This window comes from Prosthecobacter algae (assembly GCF_039542385.1).
Taxonomy (GTDB): Bacteria; Verrucomicrobiota; Verrucomicrobiia; order Verrucomicrobiales; family Verrucomicrobiaceae; genus Prosthecobacter; species Prosthecobacter algae.
Window position 1 is genome coordinate 122,053 of sequence record NZ_BAABIA010000009.1, and the last position, 23,185, is coordinate 145,237.

Sequence of the window (23,185 nt, forward strand, 5' to 3'; positions counted from 1 at the left end):
TATCGCATTCGCAGCAGCCTCTCAGGGCATGTCTGGGGAGCTCGACTTTTATCAAGACATCCATCCTTTTCTCAAAGCCAACTGCATCTCCTGCCACAACAAGACCACCACCAAGGCGGACCTGGACATGGAGACTCCAGAGATGATGAAAAAAGGCGGCGAGTCCGGCCCCAGCATCATTCCAGGCAAAGGTGCCGAAAGCCTCGTGGTGCTGGCCTCCCTGCATCAAAACGATTTAGAGATGCCTCCCGCTAACAACAAATCGGGTGCCGTCAATCTCACGCCGAAGGAAGTGGCGATGCTGACCCAGTGGATCAATGAGGGAGCAAAGAGTTCCACCCAGCAGCAGCGCACCGTCGCCTGGCAACCTCTCGCCGCAGGCATACATCCCATCTACAGTGTGGCCGTGAGCCAAGATGGACGCTATGCCGCTTGCGGCAGGTCTAACCAAATTTTCGTTTACGATCTGGCCACCCGCCAATTCATCACTCAGATCACAGATCCGAATTTGAAAGACGGTACGGCACATCGTGCCATGGTTCAGTCCCTAGCCTTCAGCACGGATGGCACACGTCTCGCTAGCGGGAGTTTCCGAGAAGTCAAAATCTGGCATCTTGCCCCCACTCAAGCCACTCCACTGCCAGCCCAGGCAGTAAGTCCTATCGAAGCCGCCGTTCTAAAAAAGCTGGCCGATGCAGCCAAAACGACCTTCACCAGCCATACCGCTACCGGTGATGGAAAACAGATCGCCACAGGCTGTGCCGATGGCTCCGTGCGTGTCTGGGATGCTGTAACGGCAAAGCCATTGATTGAACTTCGCGGCACGGTTGCGCTCGCCAAGAAAACCGCCGAGCTGAACTGGGCTGTTGCAGCACAGGGTTTAGAGCAAGCCTTTCACAAAGCTGAGAACACCAAAATCGAAGCGCAGAACAAAGCCCTGGATGAGCTTCTCAAAAAGGCCAATGAAGCCATCGTGGCCATGAAGAAAGTTCTTCCAGAAAAGCAGAAAGGACTCAAGCCTGCGACGGATGCCAAAGCTGCCGCCAAAAAAGGAGTGGACGAAGTCCAGGCCAAAATAGCCGCCCTGCCCGGAGGCAAGGCCTATGCTGGCCATGAAAAACAGCTCAAGGATGCCCAGGACAAACTCATCACCGCCACCACCGCAGAGACTTCTGTCCTCTCAGCCATTTCCGCAGCCGACAGCAATGTCAAAGATGCCGAGGAAGAGGTGCAGCGCATCACGGCCTCCAAAAGCAAAAACGCCACCACTCTGACTTCAGGAAACACGGCCATCGAAGCTTCAAAAAAGATCCAGGACAAAGCCACCGCTGAATTAGCCGCGCTGAAGCTGATCAAGAGCACCGCCAAGCCTCTGGCCCTGGCTTTTTCCACTGATGCCCAACGAGTCGCGGCTTGGTTTGATGACCGCACCCTGCGCGTCTGGGCCGTGGCTTCGGGTCAACCTCTGGCGGAGGAAACGGCCACGGCATCTCCCACCACCACCTTAGTCCAGGCTGCTGACGGCTCCTTTATCGCCAGCCAAACCGTGCAGATCCATGCGGGGGCCACACCACGGTGGGCACTGGAGCGGACACTGGGCGGCGACCAGGCCCCGCAGGTGTTTGCAGATCGCGTCAATGCCGTGACCTTCAGTCCGGATGGCAAGACCTTGGCCACAGGCGGCGGTGAGCTGTCTCGCTCTGGAGACATCCTGCTTTTTGATGTTCTGACGGGCAAGGCGACTCAAAGCTGGAAAGACCGCCATGAAGATGCGGTGCTGAGCCTCGATTTTTCCCCGGACGGCAAGCGCCTAGCTTCTGGAGCTTCGGACAAGATCGCCAAAGTCACAGATGTGAGTACGGGAAAACAAGTGAACCTCTTCGAAGGTCACACCCATCACGTCATGTGCGTGGACTTCCGTGCCGATGGTCGAGTGCTAGCCACCGCAGGTGCAGATGGGGTGGTGATGACTTGGGACATGAACCTCGGCGAACGCAAAAAGAAGATCGAAGGCTGGACCAAGGAGGTCACCTCCCTCCAATACATCGGCGCAACCAATCAACTCATCACCGCCGCTGGAGACAATCTAGTGCGAGTGGTGACGGATGAAGGCGCGCAGGTCCGCTCCATCGCGAATCTGCCCAATTTCATGCAAGCCGCCGCCAGCACGCCCAGCGGGGCCTTGTTCATCGCTGGCGGTGAAGACAGCCTGCTGCGTCTGTGGGACGGTGCCAGCGGCAAAGAACTCGCTTCGTTTGGGGCCAATTCACCTTAAAGAGCAATTCTCACCTTTTGGTTATCCCGGCTCACATAGGCCGATAAAGTCTCGTTCTATCACACGTTTTTTTCTCATGTCATCGCTTCTTGAATCCCCCTCGATCATCCGCTGTGCGGGCCCCCAATTTTCTCGTCGAGGATTCATGCAGATCGGCCTCACAGGCTTTGCCTCTCTTGGGCTTCCGGGGCTGATGCGTCTGCGGGCCGAAAATGCGCTGAAACCGCAGAGCGAGCGCACCGCCGTGATCATGGTCTGGCTGCCTGGGGGCCTCTCCCACGTGGATTCGTACGATCCCAAACCTGACATCGGCAGCGAGTATCGCGGACCGTTTAAAACCATCAGTACCAAAGTGCCTGGCACCCAGTTCACTGAACTGATGCCCATGCAGGCCAAGATTGCAGACAAGTTCACCGTCCTCCGCTCCATGAACCAGAAAGCTGGCGGGCACCCTGCCGGATCCATGCAGATGCTTTCTGGAGATTCCGATGAAAGGGACAAGCCCAAACCCCGCTTGCCTGACTGGATGTCTGTGGCGCATTACCTTCGCTCCAAAAACAGCAAACGCTCGAATCCGCTGCCTAACTACATCGGTGTCAATCCGCCCCTGGAATACAATGGCCCCGCCTATCTGGGCGATGCCTATGCCCCCTTTGGGGTCAGTGATGACCCGAACCGCCCCAACTTCCAGGTGCCAAATATCGGCCTTTCCGATGATGCTGAGATGAAGCGCCTCAGTGACCGTGTGGCCCTGCGCAAAAGCCTAGACAAGATGGAGCGTGCCTTTGATCGCGAGGGCGAATTGGGAGCTTTGGATGAATTTGAATCTCAAGCCGTCACCCTGCTTACCAATCCCCAGACCCGCGATGCCTTTGACCTCAGTAAAGAAGACACTCGCACACGGGACCGTTATGGCCGCAACCGCTGGGGCCAGCAACTCTTGCTCGCCCGACGTCTCGTGGAGTCAGGCGTGGAGATCGTCACCAGCAGCCTCAGCGGCCCCCTCTGCGGTCGAGTGAGTAATTGGGATGACCATGCGGTGAACCATCACCAGTTTGAAGCCCTGCGTTTCCGCATGCCCAACTATGATCGCGCCGTCTCGGCTCTGATTGAAGACATCTACGCTCGCGGTCTCAGCAAGCGGGTACTCGTCGTCGTCACGGGTGAGTTCGGTCGCACACCGAAGATCAGCTTTGACCGCAGCACTGGTGCTGGGGATGCAAGTGCCCCCGCAGGCACTTTGCAGCCAGGTCGCGACCACTGGCCACGCGCCTTTTCAAACATCTGGGCAGGTGGCAATATCCAGACTGGCGGCATTATTGGCGCCACGGACAAGCGTGGTGAAGACGTCATCGAGCGCCCATGCGGACCGGGTGATTTCCTCGCCACTATCTATCACCACCTCGGCATTGATTCGTCCAAAGTCACCATCAATGACTTCAACGGGCGCCCCACGCCCATCGTGGATCATGGCAAGCCCATCCCAGAATTGATCGCTTAAAACTTGCAGGCCAGTTGCAGATGCTAAGCTCGAGGGTTTGTTCTAGTTTTGATCATGTCACACACTCTTCAGTTTGGCCCCTTAAGTTCAGCCGATCATGAGGCCGTCGCAGGCTTGCTTCACCGTTCCTTGGTCCAGTGGTATGAGAGCCGTCTTGGCCAAGGAGCCCGCTTTGGTGACAGCCCAGCACCCTTCCTGCTCTTTCCCCAAGTTTACGAAGCGCTGGACCCTGTCGAAGCCATCACTGTGCGTGATGATGTGACTCAGGCCATTCTAGGCATCTGCTTCACCCATGAGAGGGAAACCCACCTCTCCATCGGCATCGTGGCTACCTCGCCTGAAGCGGCGGGAAAGGGCATCGCACGCCAGATGATGCAGACCGCGTTGGACAAAGCTCTGGGCCTTGGAAAACGGGCTCGGCTCGTCTCCAGCTTGCTGAATCTGGACTCTTTCTCGCTCTACACACGTCTTGGTTTTATACCGGGGGCCATCTTTCAGGATGTACTGTTTAATGTCCCTGAAACCGGCCTAACCATTCCAGCCCCCGAGGGCCATGAGCGAGTGCGTCTCGCCAAAGTTGAAGATGCCATACGCATCGCAGACTTTGAGTTCGCCACCCAGGGCATTCGTCGTGAAAAAGACTTCCATTTTTTCCTGCGCAATGACGTGGGTGACTGGCGCGTCTTGGTGCAAGAAAATGCCGTGGGTGAGCTCACCGGCTACATGGTTGTCAGCGTGCATCCATCCTCCAGCATGATCGGCCCTGGCGCGGTGACAGATGAAAAAGCTGCTACAGCTCTTCTTTGGCAGGCACTCGATACCTTGAGGGGTAAATCCACCGTTATCCTCGTTCCTTGCTTAGCCCCAGGGCTTGTCAAAACCCTCTACCGCTGGGGTGGAAGAAACGTGGAACTCCATGTGGCCCAATGCACCTCAGCGCCATTACCAACGACAGGATTCGCCTTTCCAACTTTCCTCCCAGAATCCGCGTGAGTCTCACCTCCTTAAAGGCTCTCAGTTTCTGATGCTCCAGCTTTGTTCACCCTTATGAAATCAATCGTCCTTTTCCTGGGCCTGCTCACGTTTTCCGTTGTCACGCAGGCAGCGGAAAAACCAGACCTCCAAGCCGGAGCCGCAGCGGTGGACATTACCCCTCAGCAGTTTCCCCTGAACATGCCGGGGGGCTTCAGCGCCAACATGGCTGAGAAAGCGCACGATCCCTTTCATGCTCGCGCACTCGTCTTGTCAGATGGCATCACGCAGGTGGCCCTTGTGGTGGTGGACAATCTAGGAGCAGGCCCGGACGTGCTGGATGAAGTGAAAGCCATCGCCTCAACCAAGACAGGAATCCCGGCAGACAAGATGCTCATCTGCTCCACCCACACGCACAGTGGCCCCTCCCTGAATACACGCAGCGAGGCCGCCGCCGCGTATTACCAAAGGTTTGTACAAGGGACCGCCGCTGCCATCATCCAGGCTCACGCAGCCCTCCGCCCAGCGGCGGCCGGGGCGGCAGCCCACCCGTTGCCAGATGAAGTCTTCAACCGTCGCTGGTATGTGAAGGATGGCAAGATGCCGCTGAATCCCTTTGGCCGCCTGGACAAGGTCAAAACCAACCCAGGCACCAGCCCAGACGTCCTGGCACGCCCCGCTGGCCCCACCGATCCTGACATCACTATTCTCTCGGTCCAAGACACAAAACGCAAGGCCCTGGCCCTCTTTGCCAATTACTCCCTGCACTATGTAGGCGGGGCTCCTCAGGGGCAGATGTCAGCCGACTACTTTGGTGAATTTGCTCGCATCATGCCCTCGCGAATGCGCTCTGATGAGGGTTTTATGGCCATGATGTCCAATGGCACTTCTGGCGACATCAATAACATCCCTTTTGGCGTGACTCGTCCCCCACGCGAGCCCTTTGAGCAGATCCGTATCGTCGCTCAAAAGGCTGCCGACACCGCCTGGTTAGCGCACCAAAAGATTGGCAAACACCGTTCGGACATCCAGCTTGGCATGCTGCAAAAAGAAGTCACACTCAAGTTCCGTCGGCCCACGCCTCAACAAGTGGCAGAGGCCCAAGCGGTGCTGGCGGTAAAGGATAAGGAAGCCATCGCCCAGCTCCCACGCCTGGCCCAAAACTATGCCCGCAACGTCATCGGCGCTGCAGAGCGTCCGGAGGAAACAATCACCGTGAAAATCCAAGCCCTGCGCATCGGCGACTTTGCCATCTGCGGCATCCCGTTTGAGACCTTTGTCGAGATTGGACTGGATCTGAAAAAGCGCAGCCCCTTCCCCCAGACGATGGTCATCGGCCTGGCCAATGCCCGTCATGGATACCTCCCCACTTTAGAACAACACCCCCTTGGCGGCTACGAAACCTGGCTGGGCACCAATCAAGTGCAGGAGGACACTTCCACCATCCTCACCGATCATTTGTTGGAAATGCTCAGCACCTTAAAGAGCGCACCTTAACCTAACCAATTATTGGATCAAGGCAGGCTTCGAAGGCAATTGGCTGGCATCGAAATGACTTCGATCTCCATGCCTTCGTGAAGCTGACCTCCCTCCAAGATTCTCATCCCGATGCCTGCCCCGCGACCTAGCGACTTGGTCATTCCAGGCACGGTGAGCCGTTGCAGATAGTCGCAGGGAGGCCTTGGCCGATGGTATTCCAGAAGCACATCTCCGATCCGCAACCGCTGCCCCACTAGGGATCGCAAAGCAAGGCCCCGAGTCACCAGGTTCCGCCGGTGCTCACCACGACGAATGGGAATACCATCTTCCTGTGAAATGCGGTCAAGAACTTCACCGTCAATCAGAGTGATCTCGCAGTCATACCGCCCCGAATAATACCCCGTTCCCAGCGCATACCGATCCCCTTTCAGCCCACGGCCTGTCACGGCCAAAATGGAAGACACCCGCTGCATGGGCAGCCCCCGTGCAGGTGAGATAAACAGAGCCTCCAGAAACGGCCACGTCTCCGCAGGCTCGTCACTCATGCCAGCAACTCCGAAACGACTCTGGCCGCAGGATTTTCCACTAGAACTTGTTCCGTGCCATTGCGCTTGTAGGTCAGCTTTTTCGGGTTCAGACCAAAGAGGTGCAGAAGGGTGGCGTGATAGTCATAATGGTTCACCACCTTCTCCACCGCGTGGTGGCCAAATTCATCCGTCGCACCATGGGCGTAGCCCTCTTTGAATCCGCCACCTGCCACCCACATGCTGAAGCCATAGGTATTGTGGTCACGGCCTACCGTGGTGCGGTCTTTTGCCCCGGCCCGGTTCTGAATCACCGGCAGACGCCCCATCTCACCACCCCAGTGAACCACGGTGGAATCCAGCAGCCCACGCTGCTTCAGGTCCAGCACCAGGGCAGCCGCAGGCTGATCCACTTGCTCACAGGCTTTTGGCAAAGAAGTCAAAATGCTGCTGTGATGGTCCCAGGTCTGATTGCCAGTAAAGATGGAGACAAACCGCACGCCCCGCTCCACCAGACGGCGGGCGATGAGGCAGCGTTTGCCAAACTCTTCTGTTGCCGGTTTGTCCAGCCCGTAAAGCTTCTTCGTGGCCTCACTCTCATGAGTGATGTCCAGGGCTTCCTTCGCAGCCGTTTGCATACGCGCAGCCAATTCAAAACTCTGAATGCGAGCCTCCAGATCACTTTCACCCGGGCGTGAATCTGCGTGCTCACGATTCAGCCGCTGGACGAAGTTTAGGTAGCGCGACTGCGCCTCGCCCTTCAGCGACATGGGGGGATCCAGATTGAGAATACGAGGCTCCTTGGAGCGCACCACCGTCCCCTGATACACGGAGGGCAGCCAGCCATTGCTAAAGTTATCCACGCCCAGCACAGGCAGGCCGCGCGGATCCGTCAGGGCCACATACGCAGGCAAGTCCTGGTTATCACTGCCCAGACCATAAGTGATCCAGCTTCCCAAAGTCGGGCGACCGCCCACGACCTGCCCATTCAGCAGAGCATAGATGGACTGGCCGTGATTGTTCACGCCCGTGTGCATGGAGCGGATGAGCGTCATCTCATCGGCAATGCTGCCCATGTAAGGGATGAGGTCGCTCATCTCAATGCCGCTCTTCCCACGAGGCTTGAACTTCCACTGCGGCCCCATCACCTCCCGGCTAGCACCAGCGGCATCATCGTATTTGATCTCCCCGGGGAAGTCCTTGCCATCCAACTTCATCAGCTCCGGCTTCGGCTCGAACATGTCAATGTGGCTGGGCCCGCCCTGCATGAACATGGAGATCATCGCCTTCGCCTGGCCAAACCCGTGCGCCGGCTTGGGCGTGAGGTCAAAGTGCTGCGGAAGCCCCCCTGCGAGCGCCGGATTGGCCAGCAGACCTTGGTCTCTCAACAAGGAGGCCAAAGCGATGCCGCCAATGCCATAGGCACTGGATAAAAAACTACGACGGGAAACGGAGGATTCAGTCCACATACAAAAATTCGTTCGAGCTCATCAAGGCATGGCACAGAGCCGTAAGACCAAGCAACTCAGGGGCTGCATCGTTCTTTTCAGGCGGACCCGTCACACGCTCCAGTTTGGCTGGGTGGGTTTTATAATAAGCTGTCTGCTCTTTTACAAAGTCCACCGCACCGAGCTGGTCGGCCATGCTGGGGGTGCGACCAAAGCTGAGCTGCCAGATGCGCTGCACCTGCTTTTCCAGATCGGCACCCACGTCTTTTTGCACACGCAGGGCAAAGTCCTGGGCGTGCTCGCGCATGTAGCCGTTATTCATCAGCAGCAGACTCTGTGGGCTGACGGTGGTCACGGGGCGGCTGGCGCAGTTGGCATCCGTCATGGCTGGGGCATCAAAGGCGGCAAACATTTCCAGAGGCGTGCTACGCCGTGCCTGCACATAGATGCTGCGACGATATTCCTCCCCATTCAGCGAGGTGTATTTGCCGGTCTGACGACCTGCCGTATCTCGCGTATCAATGCCAATGATGATCTGGCCTTCTTCGCTAAACGTCACCGGCACAGACTCGCCGCCCAGCTTGGGGTTCAGCTTGCCCGAGACAGAGAGGAAAGAATCCCGTATCGTCTCGGCTTCCAGACGCAGCACATTCATGCGGCTGAGAAGGCGGTTGTCCGGATCAATGCGATCCCTCTCCGCATCCCGTCGAGAAGACTGGCGATAAGTCGTGCTCGTCAGGATGAGGCGATGCAGTTGCTTCAAGCTCCAGCCACTGCTCATGAATTCACTGGCCAGCCAGTCCAGCAGTTCGGGGTGACTTGGCTTCTCACCCAACTGACCAAAGTCATCTGGGGTATTGACCAAGCCTTTGCCAAAGTGACGTTTCCACACCTGGTTGACGATCACACGCGCCAGCAGGGGATGCTTACCATCCGTCAAAGATTGCGCAAAGGCCAACCGCCGCCCCGTGGTGGGGACCGTGGCCGTTTTTTCCGGCACCTCGATCTGCCTCTGCCCGGCCAGGACCGTGAGGTCTCCTGGCTTCACCTTCTCCTTGGGCTGCTCGATGTCTCCCCGGTTAAAAATAAACGTGGCAGGCACCAGCTCAGGCTTCATGGGCACCTCGTCAAAGGCGTGCAGAAATTCTTCCTTCGGCTTATTGGCCCGCACGGCCGTGGCCTCTTCCGTCATCTTCTTCAGCGTGTCTGCGTGCTTGGTCTTGTAGGTGGTATCATAAAGATACAGCGAGCCCGAGCTGAGCTGGTTGATGCGCGGCCATGTTTTCAGCAGCTTCACCTGCTCAGGCGTGCGCATCTTCACCACGGTGCGGTAGGCTACCCGCAGAGTATCGCGATCTTTCTCCGGCGCTTTGGCCAGTTCCTTCTCCAGCACTTCGGTGATGAACTCCTCCGCCTTCGCCAGACGCGCAGCATCCACCTTCTTAGCTTCGGCTTCCACCTTGGCGGCCTCGGCACGTTCCTCATCCGTCAAAAGGGAAACAAGCCGGCCATTCGGCACTTTCCAGCTTTTCGTGTTGAAGCCCGGCTCAAAGACCGCACGCAGACGATAATAGTCCGCCTGGGTGATGGGGTCATAACGATGGTCGTGACACTGTGCACAGCCGATGGTCATTCCATAAAAGGCCGTGCTGACGATCTTGATCGTGTCGGCGATGGTCGCATTTTGCGCCGCCTTGTCATTCATGGCCCCGGTTCCGTCTGCGGCCATGCGCAGAAAGCCCGTGGCCGTGATCTTCTCGATGGCCTCGGCATTCAGGTTCTTGTGCGGCTGCGGCACCATTTCGTCTCCAGCGAGCTGCTCCCGCACAAACTGGTCGAAGGGTTTATCCTTGTTCAAAGACTGAATGACATAATCCCGATACTTGAAGGCCCACTTGCGTTCCAGATCCTTGTCCGTGTAGCCATCGCTGTCCGCATACCCGGCGATGTCCAGCCAGTGGCGGCCCCAGCGTTCCCCATAGGCTGGCCGGGCCAGCAGGCGCTCAATGTGCGCCTCGTAGGCTTTGCGTGCCTCAGCAGCGCCCTGATCCGACGCCTTGACGAAGCTTTCCACTTCTTCAGGAGTCGGCGGCAGGCCAGTGAGATCAAAGGTGATGCGGCGGATCAGCGTCACGGCATCCGCCTCAGGCGAAAACGAAAGTTGGTTAGGCGTGAGCTTGTCACTCACGAAAGCATCAATCGCATTGGTGATCTTCTGCGCATTCTTATTGGCCGCAGGCACCGCAGGCTTGCGAATGGGCTGGAGCGACCACCACGCACGATCTTCATCCGTGAAGACATGCTCAGGCCCCAGTGTCTGAGGCTCGGGCCGGGCCGTCTTTGCTCCCTGGGCGATCCATTGTTCAATGAGGGCGATCTCCTTGTCCTTCAGCTTGGCCTTGCCTTTGGGCATCTCACCTTCCTGCACCATCTTCAGCAGGTGGCTTTCAGCCACCTTGCCAGGAACGATGGCGGGGCCTTCATCACCGCCTTTGAGAATGAAACGCGCCAGCCGCACATCCAGGCCGCCTTTCATCTCCCCCTCTTCGCCATGGCAGTGAAAGCACTGCGCCTTCAGGATGGGACGGATGTGCTTTTCAAAGGTCACGGGCTCACTCGCGCCATGAACCAAAGGAGACAGCGTGGCGAGCAAAGGGAATAGGTGACGAAAGTGCATGACGGAGGAACCGTGGAAAATACGGTTTCCGCGCGCCAGTTTCTTGCCAGGACAGGCAGTTAGTCACTTTTGGATGCCTTTTTAGCCTAAAAGTGCCACCAACTTCTCCCGGATGGACTCCACCGTGAAGGGCTTCTGGATGAACGTGGTAGGGCCACCGTCATTCATCAGGTCCGTTGCCTGATGCGAGGAATAACCACTCATGATGATGATGGGCAGGTGGGGCATGCGTTCCCGCACCAGTTTGTAAACATCCCGCCCGTCCAGATTCGGCATCGTCAGGTCCAGCAGCACCACTTTGTAATTGACCGCCTGCTTCAGGATTTTTTCCAGCCCGCGCATACCATCTTCGGCCAGCTCCACCTGAAATCCCAGGTGGTTCAGCACAGCCTGTCCAGCCATGCGGATGGTGACTTCGTCATCCACAATCAGGGCATACCCCGTACCAAGCCAGGTGTTCGATTCAAAATTGGATTCCGCGACCGACTCCTCAGGCACCACCAAGGTCGGCATGTAAATGCGGAACGTCGTCCCGCCACCAGAAACACTTTCCACAGCAAGGTCACCGCCATGACTGCGGACGATGCCCAAAACGGCTGCCAGTCCTAGACCTCGGCCCGTAAACTTCGTGGTAAAGAAGGGATCAAAAATACGTGCCAGAATCTCCGGCGACATGCCCTCCCCAGTATCTTTCACCTCGATCATCAGGTAATCCCCTTCCTCGAGGGCACTTCCCACCCGGCAGGCATCCAGCCGGGCCTGTTCCACATGCATGTAGCGGGTCTTCAGCTTGATCTTCCCTGGCAGGTCCTGCAACGATTCGGAGGCATTGATCACCAGATTCATGATCACCTGCTGGAGCTGGCTGCGGTCGCCGCTGATCTTGGGAATGTTGTCTCCCAGATCCAGCGAAAGAGCGGTTTTTTTACTGATGGCCGTCGTCAACAGTTGGGCCGTATCCCGGGTGAGTGAATTGATGCACACAGCTTCTTTAGCCACGGGCCCCTGCCCCGCATAGGCCAGCATCTGGTTGCAAAGCTGTGCCGCACGTTCGGCTGCCGACTGGATGTCTGTCAGTCCACGCATCACCTGGGATTCCTTGGCCACAAAGACCTTGGCCAGCGAGGCGTTCATCGTGACCACGGTGAGAAGATTGTTAAAGTCATGGGCGATCCCCGCCGCCAGCACGCCCAGGCTTTCCAGCCGCTGTGTCTCCTGCATTTTGGTCTCCAGCCGCCGCCGCTCCTCCTGCAGTTGCTTGCTGTGCGTGCAGTCACGAAAGACCACCACGCACCCATTGATCCGCCCCTCGTCGTCCCGGATGGGGGAGATGCTGTCATCCACCGGCAGCATGCGGCCATCCTTGGTCCGCAGGGACTTGTTTTCACCCATGTGGATCGTCACGCCGGCCTTCATAGCCTCGTCATAAAAAGACGGTGTTTCATTGACACCGTCTTCACCATAAATCGCCAGCACCTCTTCCAAAGGCTTTCCTATGGCCTCATAGCAAGACCAGCCAGTCACGGATTCAGCCAGCGGATTGATCAAAGTGACACGCCGCTGATCATCCGTGGCGATCACTCCATCTCCGATGCTGCGCAGCGTGGTGGCCAGCCAGCGCTCCACCTTGCGCAGGCGGCTTTCAGCACGATGACGATATAGGGCCATCTCAATGGTGGCCCGAAGTTCACGCTCATCGAAAGGCTTCAGCACATAGCCAAACGGTTCCGTCTGCCCCGCACGCCGCAGGGTTGCCTCGTCGGCATGCGCCGTGACAAAGATCACCGGGACATTGGAGGTTTTCCGCAGATTGCCAGCCACATCGACACCGTCCATCCCATCGCGCAAATGGATGTCCATCAGCACCAGGTCCACCTTCAGGGTAGCCAGGGTGTTCAGGGCATCCACCCCATTGTCCGCAATACCGGCGACTTGATAACCCATCTGGGTCAGCCGTTCCTCCAAGTCCATCGCCACGAGGCTTTCATCCTCAACGATAAAAACCGTCAGAGGGCTACTGGCTGCTGGGGCTACAATATCACCGTAGATGGGCATGGTATTTTTGATTTCCAGCAGGGTTAAACATCAAAAGTAATCTCAACACAACAACCGCCGCTTGTTGGCGGAAACAAAATTCGTGCACGAAGCTGGTGACTGAGTGACCGCACCAGCCGAAGCCCTAGAGTGCGCGAGCTCACGGGATCACTGCCAGGAGGCAGCCCATTGCCATCATCCTCCACCTGCAGTTGCATCTGCTTGCCGCCGGTGCGCCGCAGTGAAATGCGGATGCACCCCATCTCACGTCCCTTGAAGGCATGCTTGAAGGCATTGGTGATGAGCTCGGTGGCGATGAGCCCCAGCGGTATCGCCTTGTCCAGGTCCAGTTCCACATCATCACACTGGGTCTCCAGCCGAATATGGGTCATGCTGCTCGCCTGACCGCAGGCCATCAGATTGGCCACTTCGCACAGATGCGCACCGAAATTGATGGTGGACAGATTGCCTGAGCGATAGAGCCGATCATGTACCATGGCCATGGCATGGATCCGAGTTTGGCAATCTTTGAAGATCGCTACATCCGCCGGATCATGTAAGGAACTAGTCTGGAGCTGGAGCAGGCTGGAGATGATCTGCATGTTGTTCTTCACCCGGTGATGGATCTCGCGCAGCAGCACCTCCTTTTCTTCCAAAGACGTTCTGATCTTCTCCGCCGCATTCTTTCGTTCAGTGATGACTTCTGTGAACATCACAATGCCGCCGATTTCCCCGCCCGCCTCCAGCCAAGGGCGGACCTCCCACCGCAGCCATTCTGTCTGTCCATCCTGGCGAATGAACATGTCCTCATCACGGCTTTCCACGGCCCCTTCCAGGCAGCGTTGATGAATGGCCTTCCATTCTGGACCGATCTCTGGGAACACCTCATAATGGCTGCGGCCCAAAAGCGGCTGCGCCTGCAGGTGATAGTCTTCCAGCCATCGTTGACTGGCCGCCACATAGTTCATTTTCAGGTCAAACATGGCCACCGCCGCAGGCGTATGCTCAATGAATTTGCGCAACTGTCCCTGTTGATGCTTGAGCACCAGGTCTGCCTCATGGCGCTGAGTAATGTCCTCAACCTGCGAAATGAAATAAGCAGGGCTGCCGTCATCTTCCTTCACCAGTGAGGCGGTCAGCAGCACCCAAACGATATGGCCACCTTTGCGGATGTAGCGCTTTTCCATCTGGTAATGGGTGATTTCGCCACGGATCAGCCTCGTCACATTCTCCAAATCTTTTTCCAGGTCTTCCGGGTGAGTGATGTCATGAAAGCGCTGCCCTGCCAGCTCCCCCTCCGTGTAGCCCACGATCTCACAAAGCGCACGGTTAACCGCCATCCATCCGCCGTCTTGATCCAGTAGGGCAAAACCGATGGCCGAGTATTCAAAGGCATGGCGGAATCTCTCCTCGCTTTCCTGGAGTCTGGCCTCCGCCATCACCTGCTTGGTGATGTCCGCATTGGTGCCCAGCATGCGCACAGGCCGGCCTTCCCCATCTTTTTGCACTATGGCCTTCGTCTGAATATAATGGATTGAACCGTCTGGCCACACAATCCGAAACACCGTGCTAAAATCCGCACCCCCGCCCAGGGCCAGTTGCAGGGCGGCCACAGCCCCTTCACGGTCATCTTGATGCATGCAGTTCTCCCAGATCTGATAGGAGGGTCCACCTTCTGGGCATGAGACTTGGTAGATGCGAAACATCGTTTCATCCCAGACAAGCTTGTTCGTCACCACATCCCAGTCCCAGATGCCAATCCCGGAAGCCTGCGTGGCCAAAACCAGACGCTGAGAAATGTTTTCCAGCTTGCCAGTCGCCCGATGATGATCCGTGGCATCGCGCCCTTCCGGCACCAGAAAGATCACCTTGCCCGCTTCATCAAAAACCGGACTCAGGGAGAAATCCACAGGTCGCCATTCCCCGGTCGAAGAACGATAGACCGTTTGGTAATAGACGGCTTCGCCAGCAGCCGCCTTGGCAATGCTTTCACGTATCCGGGCTTGTTCCCTCTCATCCTGCCGCCACCAGGATACTTCCCAGAAATGCTTGCCGATGACGTCTTGCGCCGTCAAGCCTGTCGCCTCCAGGGAGGATCGGTTAGCCTCAGTCAGTACGCCGTCTGGGGTCAGCATTCCTATGAACTGGGAGGTGTTGTTGAAAATGCCACGGAAACGCCGCTCACGTTCCTCCAGACTTCTTGTTGCCCGCCTTTTAGCCATTGCCCGCAGTCTGTCAGAATGTTGCACCGTCTGCGCATGACGGAGGATCACCAAGATCAGGATCGCCATCGTCATTGTGCAGTAAAAGGCGGCGCCAAACTCCGTCGTGAGAGACCATCGCGCCTGAGCCCAGAGGCGCACCAAACCAAAAACAAACGTCACTAGCAGGGCCAGCGGCAGTAGCTGTCGCACCAGCTTGCCCGCCGGACTGCGCGACATCAGGATTCTCACCACCCCCTCGTGAGGCCGCAGCAAGGCCAGCCCCATGGAAAGGATCAGCAGGGCCAGCGAAGCCGGCAGGGAAACGATGCCAAAAATCAAGTTAGGCCGCTGAGGATCACTGCCATACAGCAGACTCACCAAGGCCAGCCATCCAATCGCCGCCCCCAGGCCCGAAAAGAGGCTGAAAATCTTCTGCATCCGGCAGCGAACAGTGAGGAGCGCCACCCCAAAAAGCAGCATGCAAACCCCCGAAGCAGGCGATGGGCTGCGCATCCCTTCATGCACCCACGCTGTCCCTGAGAGTGCACTCATCAATATCCACGACCCCATCCCCAGGGGAATGCAGGCCAGCAACTGGCCCGCAATGCCTAGAGCAGGCCGCCACCTCCTTAATTCCGGCCAGCGACTCGCCGAAACAAGAAGCATCGAAATGGCGGCCCCAAACAATCCAACGGCCGTGAGAATTTTCATGCTGGGCCACCCCGTCACCCAGCTCACCAGCAACGGCTGGCCCTGCCACCAGCCCAGGAACGTCAGACCACAGATGACTCCGGTTAAAAATGTGCAGATCACCACTCCCACACGGGCCGTCCTTTTCAATCGTGTCCGGGACAGGAGGTCTGCACAACTCATGAAGTAAACATAGGAACGACACACGTCAGCGCCAACATGAACCTCACCGAAAGCCCGAAAAACTCACGGCAGCGGTTCCACACCGACCTTCCATCGCTTAAACTTTGGCAATTATCGACTTCGCCGTTAGAATCCAGGTGTCATGCCGTGAGCGAATTAAAGGTCAGACTTTTGTCGTTGCGTTACTCACCTGTGAGCATCTCCTTTTTCCCAGCCTATGAACGCCTTTCACCGCCTCACTGCCAGTGACTTGAATGCCTTGCGCCATGAGGAGCCTAAGCTGGTGATCATGGACGTTCGCCTGTCGGATGACTATGAGCAGCGTGCCATTGAGGGCGCTGTCAACAATTGCGTCTATGAGGTCGCTTTTCAAAGCCGCCTCACCGATCTAGTTCCCGACCTGCAAACTCCAGTCTGCCTTTATGGGGAGTCGCAGGACAGCCATGAGGCCACAATGGCTGCCCAGAAATTGCTGCGGGCAGGCTATGCCAGGGTCCTCACACTCCAAGGTTGCCTGGCAGCCTGGACGACCGCCGGACTACCTCTGCAAGGCAACGGAAACCAGCCCGAAATTCAACCTCTGCCCGCAGGCCGCCTACCGATTGATGTGACCGAAAGCAAGGTTGAATGGCTGGGCCGCAATCTCCTCAACAAACACTGGGGCCATCTACCCATCCGCTCAGGCCACCTCGACATTCGTCATGGTGAACTGGCGGGAGGTGAAATCATTCTTGGAATGACGGACATCACCTGCGACGACCTCGCCGGAAACCCCTATCACGATGTCCTCATCGCCCACCTGCGCAGCGACGACTTTTTTGACACCGAGATTCACCCCGAAGCCCGCCTCAAAATCCTCCAGGCCAAGCTGGCCCCCAAGGCAGCCCCAGGCACTCAAAACCTTCACATCACCGCCGAACTGACGCTGAAGGGCATCACCGCCCCCATTCAGTTCACCGCCGCAGCCGGACTGGCAGAAAATGGCCGTTATGCCGCCCAGGCTGCGTTCAGCATTGATCGCACCCGCTGGGGCGTCCTCTACGGCTCCGGCCAATTCTTTCACAGACTCGCCGGACATCTGGTCAATGACCTCATCGAAATCCAGGTGCGCATCGTCACCCAGTCAACCTGATGTTCCTCCGCTTCACAGTCTGGCTCATCTGCCTGCCGTTGCTCCTCGCCTCATGCGCTATGGCTCCGGCCAAAGTGCGGCGTGCCATGCAGTCGCCGATTCAAAGGCTGCAACCCACCGTCGAGCCCAGCCTCAGTGACCTGCTGGACACCGTGCTCGAGGAAGGCCCTGAATCCGCCCCTGGCAAAAAGGCCCTGGCCCAGTTCGTCGAAAGCTGGAAAAAACAGAAGCTTCCGACTAGCAGTTCGCTGCCCGCAGAGGGACCGCCCGCCAGCCGCTACCATGTGCGTTTTGAAGGTGATCCCTCCAGTCCCCATCCGCTGAACTATTTCGACGAAATCCAGGCGACGGACGGGTTCAAAGTACTGCGTATCGACCATCACCTGCGGCCTGGCATTGGCGCCCCACTGCTGGCCCTGCGTGAAAACCAGCAGAGAGAGCCTATCGAACGTTTTTTCCCGCCCGAAGTCATTGCCAGGCCGCTCACCGCCGTGCTGGAAGCAGGCCCACCCCAAAGGACAGGACGCCACATTCGCATCCGCCTGCTGTGTTCCCTGAAATACGAGACCCTCACTCAGCACGGCATCCAGCAACCCCTCGCCGCTGACTTTTCCATCCCCTGGGCCTCCGCCCTTTCACGCGCTGGCAAGCTGCGGCAGTCCGCCATCCTGGACATGCTCACCCGCACGCCGAAACGCCAGACCCAGCTTTACCTCATGGAGGCCTACGATCCGCGCAAGGAACCGCTGATCCTCATCCACGGCCTACTCTCCACCCCGCTGGCCTGGGCCGAGATCAGCAACGACCTGTGGGCGGACGAAGCCATCCGCAGCCGCTACCAGATCTGGCACTTCCTTTACAACACATCGGCTCCCGCACTTTACTCCTCACGGATACTTCGCACCCAGCTCAAGGAGTTGCGCCGCCAGTTGGATCCTGAAGGGGATGATCCAGCCATGCAGAGGACCACCCTCATCACCCACAGCATGGGCGGGTTGATCGGCAAAAGCCTAGTGGTGAAACCTGGAGATGCATTCTGGAATGCCGCCTTCACCCAGCCGCCTGAAACATTAAAACTGACCCCGGAAGACCGTTCTGTATTGAATGAAGCCTTTGAATGGCAGGCAGACCGCAGCATCCGCCGCATCGTCTTCATCTGCACCCCTCACCGGGGCAGCGCATTTGCCGACAATCCCATCGGTCGCGCCGGCAGTTGGCTGACCAAGCCACCCACGCCTTTCCAGGAGTTTTTCCAACGTGTCTCTGCGGCCAATCCCGGAGCTTTTACGCCTGCCTACGAAGCCCTTGGCCGAGGCCATTTAGACAGCGTCAGTGCCCTCTCTCCACGGCAGCCCACCTTGCGCATCCTGGCGGATCTACCCATTCCTGAGCATGTCCAGGTCCACAGCATCATCGGCAACCGTGGCAGCAAACTCCCCCTGGAAAAAACCAGCGATGGTATCGTCCCTTACACCAGCAGCCATCTGGAGGATGCAGATTCAGAATTGGTCGTGCCGACCAGGCACGGCGCGTTCCGTCATCCCGCTGCGATGGCTGAGATCTTTCGTGTGCTGAAGCTACGCTGAGGCAGTCAGCACTCAGTTTTGCTGCACAAAACCAATCCGTAAAAATTGAGGTTTAAATTGACACTTTGTGCGACAAAGCATTATACTTTGTCACACAAAGCAATGCCAACCAGTCCTGCCATTCATCAACAGCTCAAGACTCTGGTCCAGGGAGATCCGTTGGTGCTGGCAGATCGCTTAAAGCAGCCAAATGATCGTCTAGCTTCTCGGTTCTTGGTTCTGGCCATCATCGTCGGCTGTGCGGCCTACGGCTTCGCCATCGGACTTTGGCGCGCGCCTTTGCAGGGAGTCTTTGTTGCCGTCAAGATGCCTGCCCTCATCTTTCTGACCTTGCTGGTGAATGGCCTCATCAACGGCATGCTGGGACTCCTGCTGGGATCCGGAATGTCCTTCCGCCAGACCCTGCGGGCCTGCCTGATGAGCTTCGCCATTTTCAGCCTCATCGTGGGTTCGCTCAGCCCCATCGCCATCGCGGTCGTTCTGGATGCACCGAGGCCCGGAACCCCAGGAGCGGCAGACTGGTATCGGGCCATCCTGCTCACGCATACCACCATCATCGCGTTTGCTGGCATCGTGGCCAATCATAAGCTACTGCGGCTCATCCAGACGTTCTCCGGCAGCACAGCCACAGGCTGGCACACACTCTTCGCCTGGCTGGCGGGCAACCTTTTTGTGGGAGCCCAGCTCTCCTACAACCTCAGGCCATTTTTTGGCAATCCGGACCTGCCCATTCAGTTCCTCAGGCCGGATCCTTTTGACGGCAGTTTTTATGAATCCGTGGGGCGGCTCGTCCTCGCCTCCATGCCCCAGCAGATCGTCCACCAGCTCGGACCCTGGCTGTTCCTGCTGCTGGCCTGCCTCGTTTTTCCTAAACTGAGCCGTGCGATCCGCCGCTGGTTATAAACCCCATCCTCTTCCTACCATGAATACAGAAGCCACCCCGCCACCCGCCCCAGTCCCTCCCGCGACTAAAATCACTTCGTCTCTGCACATAGAGCCGATGTCAGGCCCCGTGACACTTCTGAGTGTCATTGAGCACCTGCTAAAAAACCCCGGACGCATCCTGCACGAATGTCAGCAAGGCCGCCTGCAAGTGCCCGCCCGGTTGCTTCTCAGCACCCTCATTTCATTCAGCATCTTTGGCCTCCTCCTGGGCAGCTTCTCCGGCGGCACACAGCTCTGGGCCTCGCCCCTGAAAGTCACACTGGGCATCATCGCGGCGGTGCTGATCTGCCTGCCCAGCCTCTATATCTTCAGCGCGCTTGATGGTCTGGATGCCAGACTCAGCCAGATCTCCGCCGTCATGCTCAGCACCGTCGCTTTGGCCGGCCTGCTACTGCTCGGTTTCGCCCCGGTGATCTGGGTTTTCAGCACCTCCACAGAGTCCCTCGCCTTCATGGGTTTCCTTGGACTCATCTTCTGGATCATTGGCCTCTACTTCGGCTCGCGGCTCCTGCTCCAGACCGCCGCTATCCTGGGCATGCAGTCCACCGGATTTCTAAAAACCTGGCTCGCCATTTTCATCATCGTCACCCTCCAGATGTCCACCTCCCTGCGCCCACTCATCGGCACAGCAGACACCCTGCTGCCCGAGAAAAAGAAATTCTTCCTCCAACACTGGGTGGAAAACCTGGGCCAGGTAGACATCAATAGGTAAGCCTGGAGCCTGGAATCGCATGATTATAAGGCAATTAGCACGATTCAAAATCGCTGCCCGCGCACATTAAACGAAATCCGCTTTGGACAAGGAGACATTGTAACGGAAGCTATGATGTATTGCCTTTGTGACATCCAAGACGTTGCCGCCATCCCCTGCCCCAAGGGCTGATTCCCCCCTCCCGCTTGCCGGGCATGTGTGTGGCATCATTGTTCATGTCGTCAGCGCGGTGGTCCTGATGATTGGCCTGAGCAATCTGGCCGTCTGGTGGATACCGTCCCTGCAATTTGTCGCGAGTTGGCCAGGAGCCATGTTCACGCGGGCAAACACGGCGCTGGCCCTCAGTGCTGGGGCTCTTTCATTGCTGCTTTGGCATCACGCGGGGAGACCCGCCAAACTAAATAGACAGCAGTTGGCTGCCAGTCTATTGGGAGCTATCCCCGCATTGATCGGGGGACTGACTTCTCTAGAATACTTTTCAGGCATCAACCTGGGGGTGGATACATTGCTGGCAGCCGCCACTTTTCCCGGAGATCACGCCAACAACCATGTGGTCGCCCCGGGAAGAATGAGCCTCAATGCGGCGCTGTCTCTGTTTTTTCTGGGCGTTTCGCTCTGCGGGCTGGACTGGACGATTCATATTGGTCGCCCTCGCAGCATCTTCATTGCGCCCATCCTGGCGGTTATGTCCGCGCTTCCGGCCTGCTTTGGCCTGGTGGGCTATCTCTCCGGCACAGGTGGCTTCACCGGCCTCCTCAAATCCACCAATCTGCTGCTGCATGCAGCGGTGGCTCTCGTGATGCTGGCCGTAGGCGTTCTGGCGGTTCGCGGTGAACGCCAGCCGGTAAGGCGCATTCTGTCACAGGGGGCGGGTGGCATGCTGCTACGCTGGCTGCTTCCCGGCGCCACGGCATCTCTCATCCTCCTCGCCTGGTTGATTGGCAAAGCCCGGGCCTACGCCCATGTGGCTCCAGGTGAGGGCACGGCGCTCATGCTCTTTGGCGGGCTCATTCTCCTCTATGCCCTCATCGTCTCTGCCAGCCGCGCCGTGGATGTCCAGGAGGCCCGCGCCCAGCGTGCCAAGTCCGCCCTGCATGAAGAGGAACTCCGCAGCCGTTCCATCTTGGCGACTTCGCTGGATGGCGTCCTTCTCATGGACATGAATGGGCGGGTAAGAGACTGGAACCAGGCCGCCGAACGCATCTTTGGCTGGCGACCTGAGGAAATTGTGGGCCAGATGCTGGCGGACCACATCATTCCAGAAAGACTGCGAGCCGCCCACAATCAGGGCCTGAAAAATTACCTGATCACCGGATCAGGTCCCGTGCTCGGCAAGCGGCTGGAACTTCCCGCCCTGCGCCGGGATGGCACCGAATTTCCCGTGGAACTCAGCATCAATGCCGTCACGGATGCAGAGCCGCCCCTTTTTGTCGGTTTCATCCGGGACATTACGGAACGTCAAAAGGCTGAACAAGCCCTTCGGGAAGCCAAAGAACTGGCCGAAAAAGCCAGCCAGGCCAAAGATGACTTCCTCGCAGCCCTCTCCCACGAACTGCGCACACCGCTGACGCCAGTACTCCTCAGCGCCTCCGTTCTCAGTGAAGACCCACGCCTGCCCGAAGATGTGCGCCGCACGCTGGGCATGATCGAACGGCACGTTACTCTTGAGGCACGCCTCATCGACGATCTGCTGGACCTCACACGCATCTCACGCGGCAAGCTGCACCTCCGCAAAGAGATTTGCGATCTGGAAACGCTCATTCATCACGCCGTCGAAATCATCAAAGAAGACGCGGCGGCAAAAAACCTCACCCTACGGCTGCGGCTCACCTCAGCAGCCCCTCGGCTGGCAGGAGATTCCGCCAGGCTTCAGCAGGTGTTTTGGAATCTCCTCAAAAATGCGGTGAAGTTCACCCCTCATTCAGGGACCATCACGATCAGTACTTCCACAGACGAGCTTCAAAAGTTAGCCCAGATTACTGTGCAGGATACTGGCGTCGGCTTTGACCCAGCTAGGGCCGACCAGCTTTTCCTACCCTTTGAACAGGAAAAACCCGGCACCCAGCACCAGTTTGGCGGTCTTGGGCTGGGGCTGGCCATTGCTCGCGCCATCGTCAGCCTCCACGGAGGTAGCATCGCCGCAGCGAGCGAAGGCCCCGGCCAGGGAGCAACATTCATCGTCACCTTGCCCTTTGGCATTCTCACGGAAGAGGATCCCCCCTTGGAACCTACAGCCTTGGCCAATGGGCAGATAGCCAAACAAGTCCTGCAGATCCTTCTGGTGGAAGATCACGAACACACCCGCCAGGTGCTGGCACACCTGCTCCAGCGCTCGGGCCATCGCGTGCAGTGCGCTAGCAATGTGGAAGAAGCTCTCGGCATGGCTGACTCCGCCACCCATCGCTTTGACATTCTCATCTCCGACCTCGGACTGCCCGATGGTTCAGGCCTCGACCTCATGCAGCAACTGCGCAACCGAGGCCACACCCTGCCAGGCATTGCCCTATCCGGCTACGGTATGGAGGAAGATCATCTCCGCACCCGTGAAGCCGGTTTTGCCTGCCACTTGGTAAAACCAGTCAAATTTGAACAACTGACCCAAGCTCTCTGTAGTTTCAAAATAGGCGAGGGGCCGAATATCTAAGTAAGGCAATCGAATCCTCATTGCCTCGTATCCCACATTTTCAGGCACTCGGTTAAAACTATTTGCTTAGGAGAATCAACTCGTCGTATGAGAGAGTTTCATCCTCCCTCATGAAGATCCCGACTCTCGCCCTGTTTGCCCTTGGTTGCTGTCTTTCGCTTAGCAATTGTTCTTCTAGC

Annotated in this window: 14 protein-coding genes; 9 read left to right on the forward strand and 5 right to left on the reverse strand. The window is 57.7% G+C overall.

Annotated elements, in window-relative coordinates; translation table 11 throughout:
• Window positions 1-28 precede the first annotated feature (28 nt).
• From ABEB25_RS19815 to ABEB25_RS19830, 4 genes are all read left to right on the forward strand, one after another.
• Entirely contained in the window at window positions 29-2,275 is a 2,247-nt protein-coding gene (locus ABEB25_RS19815; RefSeq protein WP_345738176.1) for a WD40 domain-containing protein, read from the forward strand.
• Window positions 2,276-2,351: 76 nt separating this feature from the next.
• Entirely contained in the window at window positions 2,352-3,776 is a 1,425-nt protein-coding gene (locus ABEB25_RS19820; protein WP_345738177.1) for a DUF1501 domain-containing protein, read from the forward strand.
• Window positions 3,777-3,830: 54 nt separating this feature from the next.
• Window positions 3,831-4,769 (forward strand): GNAT family N-acetyltransferase, encoded by a 939-nt coding sequence (locus ABEB25_RS19825; protein WP_345738178.1) that lies wholly within the window; start codon window positions 3,831-3,833, stop codon window positions 4,767-4,769.
• 54 nt (window positions 4,770-4,823) lie between these two features.
• Window positions 4,824-6,245, forward strand: coding sequence for a hypothetical protein (locus ABEB25_RS19830; RefSeq protein WP_345738179.1), 1,422 nt, complete (start codon window positions 4,824-4,826; stop codon window positions 6,243-6,245).
• 17 nt (window positions 6,246-6,262) lie between these two features.
• Here the strand turns inward: ABEB25_RS19830 and ABEB25_RS19835 are convergent, their stop codons facing one another.
• From ABEB25_RS19835 to ABEB25_RS19855, 5 genes are all read right to left on the reverse strand, one after another.
• Complete coding sequence (locus ABEB25_RS19835) at window positions 6,263-6,772, reverse strand: MOSC domain-containing protein (protein ID WP_345738180.1); 510 nt, start codon at window positions 6,770-6,772, stop codon at window positions 6,263-6,265.
• Window positions 6,769-8,220, reverse strand: coding sequence for a DUF1501 domain-containing protein (locus tag ABEB25_RS19840; protein WP_345738181.1), 1,452 nt, complete (start codon window positions 8,218-8,220; stop codon window positions 6,769-6,771). Before ABEB25_RS19840 ends, ABEB25_RS19835 begins: the two co-directional genes overlap by 4 nt.
• On the reverse strand, window positions 8,210-10,876 hold the full coding sequence (locus ABEB25_RS19845) for a PSD1 and planctomycete cytochrome C domain-containing protein (RefSeq protein ID WP_345738182.1): 2,667 nt from the start codon (window positions 10,874-10,876) through the stop codon (window positions 8,210-8,212). Before ABEB25_RS19845 ends, ABEB25_RS19840 begins: the two co-directional genes overlap by 11 nt.
• 81 nt (window positions 10,877-10,957) lie before the next feature.
• Window positions 10,958-12,931 carry an ATP-binding response regulator gene (locus tag ABEB25_RS19850; protein ID WP_345738183.1) on the reverse strand — a complete coding sequence of 658 codons (1,974 nt, stop codon included), beginning with the start codon at window positions 12,929-12,931 and terminating at the stop codon, window positions 10,958-10,960.
• Between the two features lie 23 nt (window positions 12,932-12,954).
• A complete protein-coding gene (locus ABEB25_RS19855) occupies window positions 12,955-15,552 on the reverse strand; it encodes a PAS domain S-box protein (protein ID WP_345738184.1) in 2,598 nt (865 codons plus the stop codon).
• Between the two features lie 652 nt (window positions 15,553-16,204).
• Between ABEB25_RS19855 and ABEB25_RS19860 the strand changes: the two genes are divergently transcribed.
• The 5 genes from ABEB25_RS19860 to ABEB25_RS19880 all read left to right on the forward strand — a co-directional run bounded on the left by ABEB25_RS19860 (window position 16,205) and on the right by ABEB25_RS19880 (window position 23,006).
• Complete coding sequence (locus ABEB25_RS19860; protein ID WP_345738185.1) at window positions 16,205-17,119, forward strand: YceI family protein; 915 nt, start codon at window positions 16,205-16,207, stop codon at window positions 17,117-17,119.
• A complete protein-coding gene (locus ABEB25_RS19865; RefSeq protein WP_345738186.1) occupies window positions 17,119-18,705 on the forward strand; it encodes an esterase/lipase family protein in 1,587 nt (528 codons plus the stop codon). Before ABEB25_RS19860 ends, ABEB25_RS19865 begins: the two co-directional genes overlap by 1 nt.
• 102 nt (window positions 18,706-18,807) lie before the next feature.
• A complete protein-coding gene (locus tag ABEB25_RS19870) occupies window positions 18,808-19,608 on the forward strand; it encodes a hypothetical protein (RefSeq protein ID WP_345738187.1) in 801 nt (266 codons plus the stop codon).
• Window positions 19,609-19,627: 19 nt separating this feature from the next.
• Complete coding sequence (locus ABEB25_RS19875; RefSeq protein WP_345738188.1) at window positions 19,628-20,362, forward strand: hypothetical protein; 735 nt, start codon at window positions 19,628-19,630, stop codon at window positions 20,360-20,362.
• Between the two features lie 310 nt (window positions 20,363-20,672).
• Window positions 20,673-23,006, forward strand: a complete 2,334-nt coding sequence (locus tag ABEB25_RS19880) for a PAS domain S-box protein (protein ID WP_345738189.1) — start codon at window positions 20,673-20,675, stop codon at window positions 23,004-23,006.
• Window positions 23,007-23,185 lie beyond the last annotated feature (179 nt).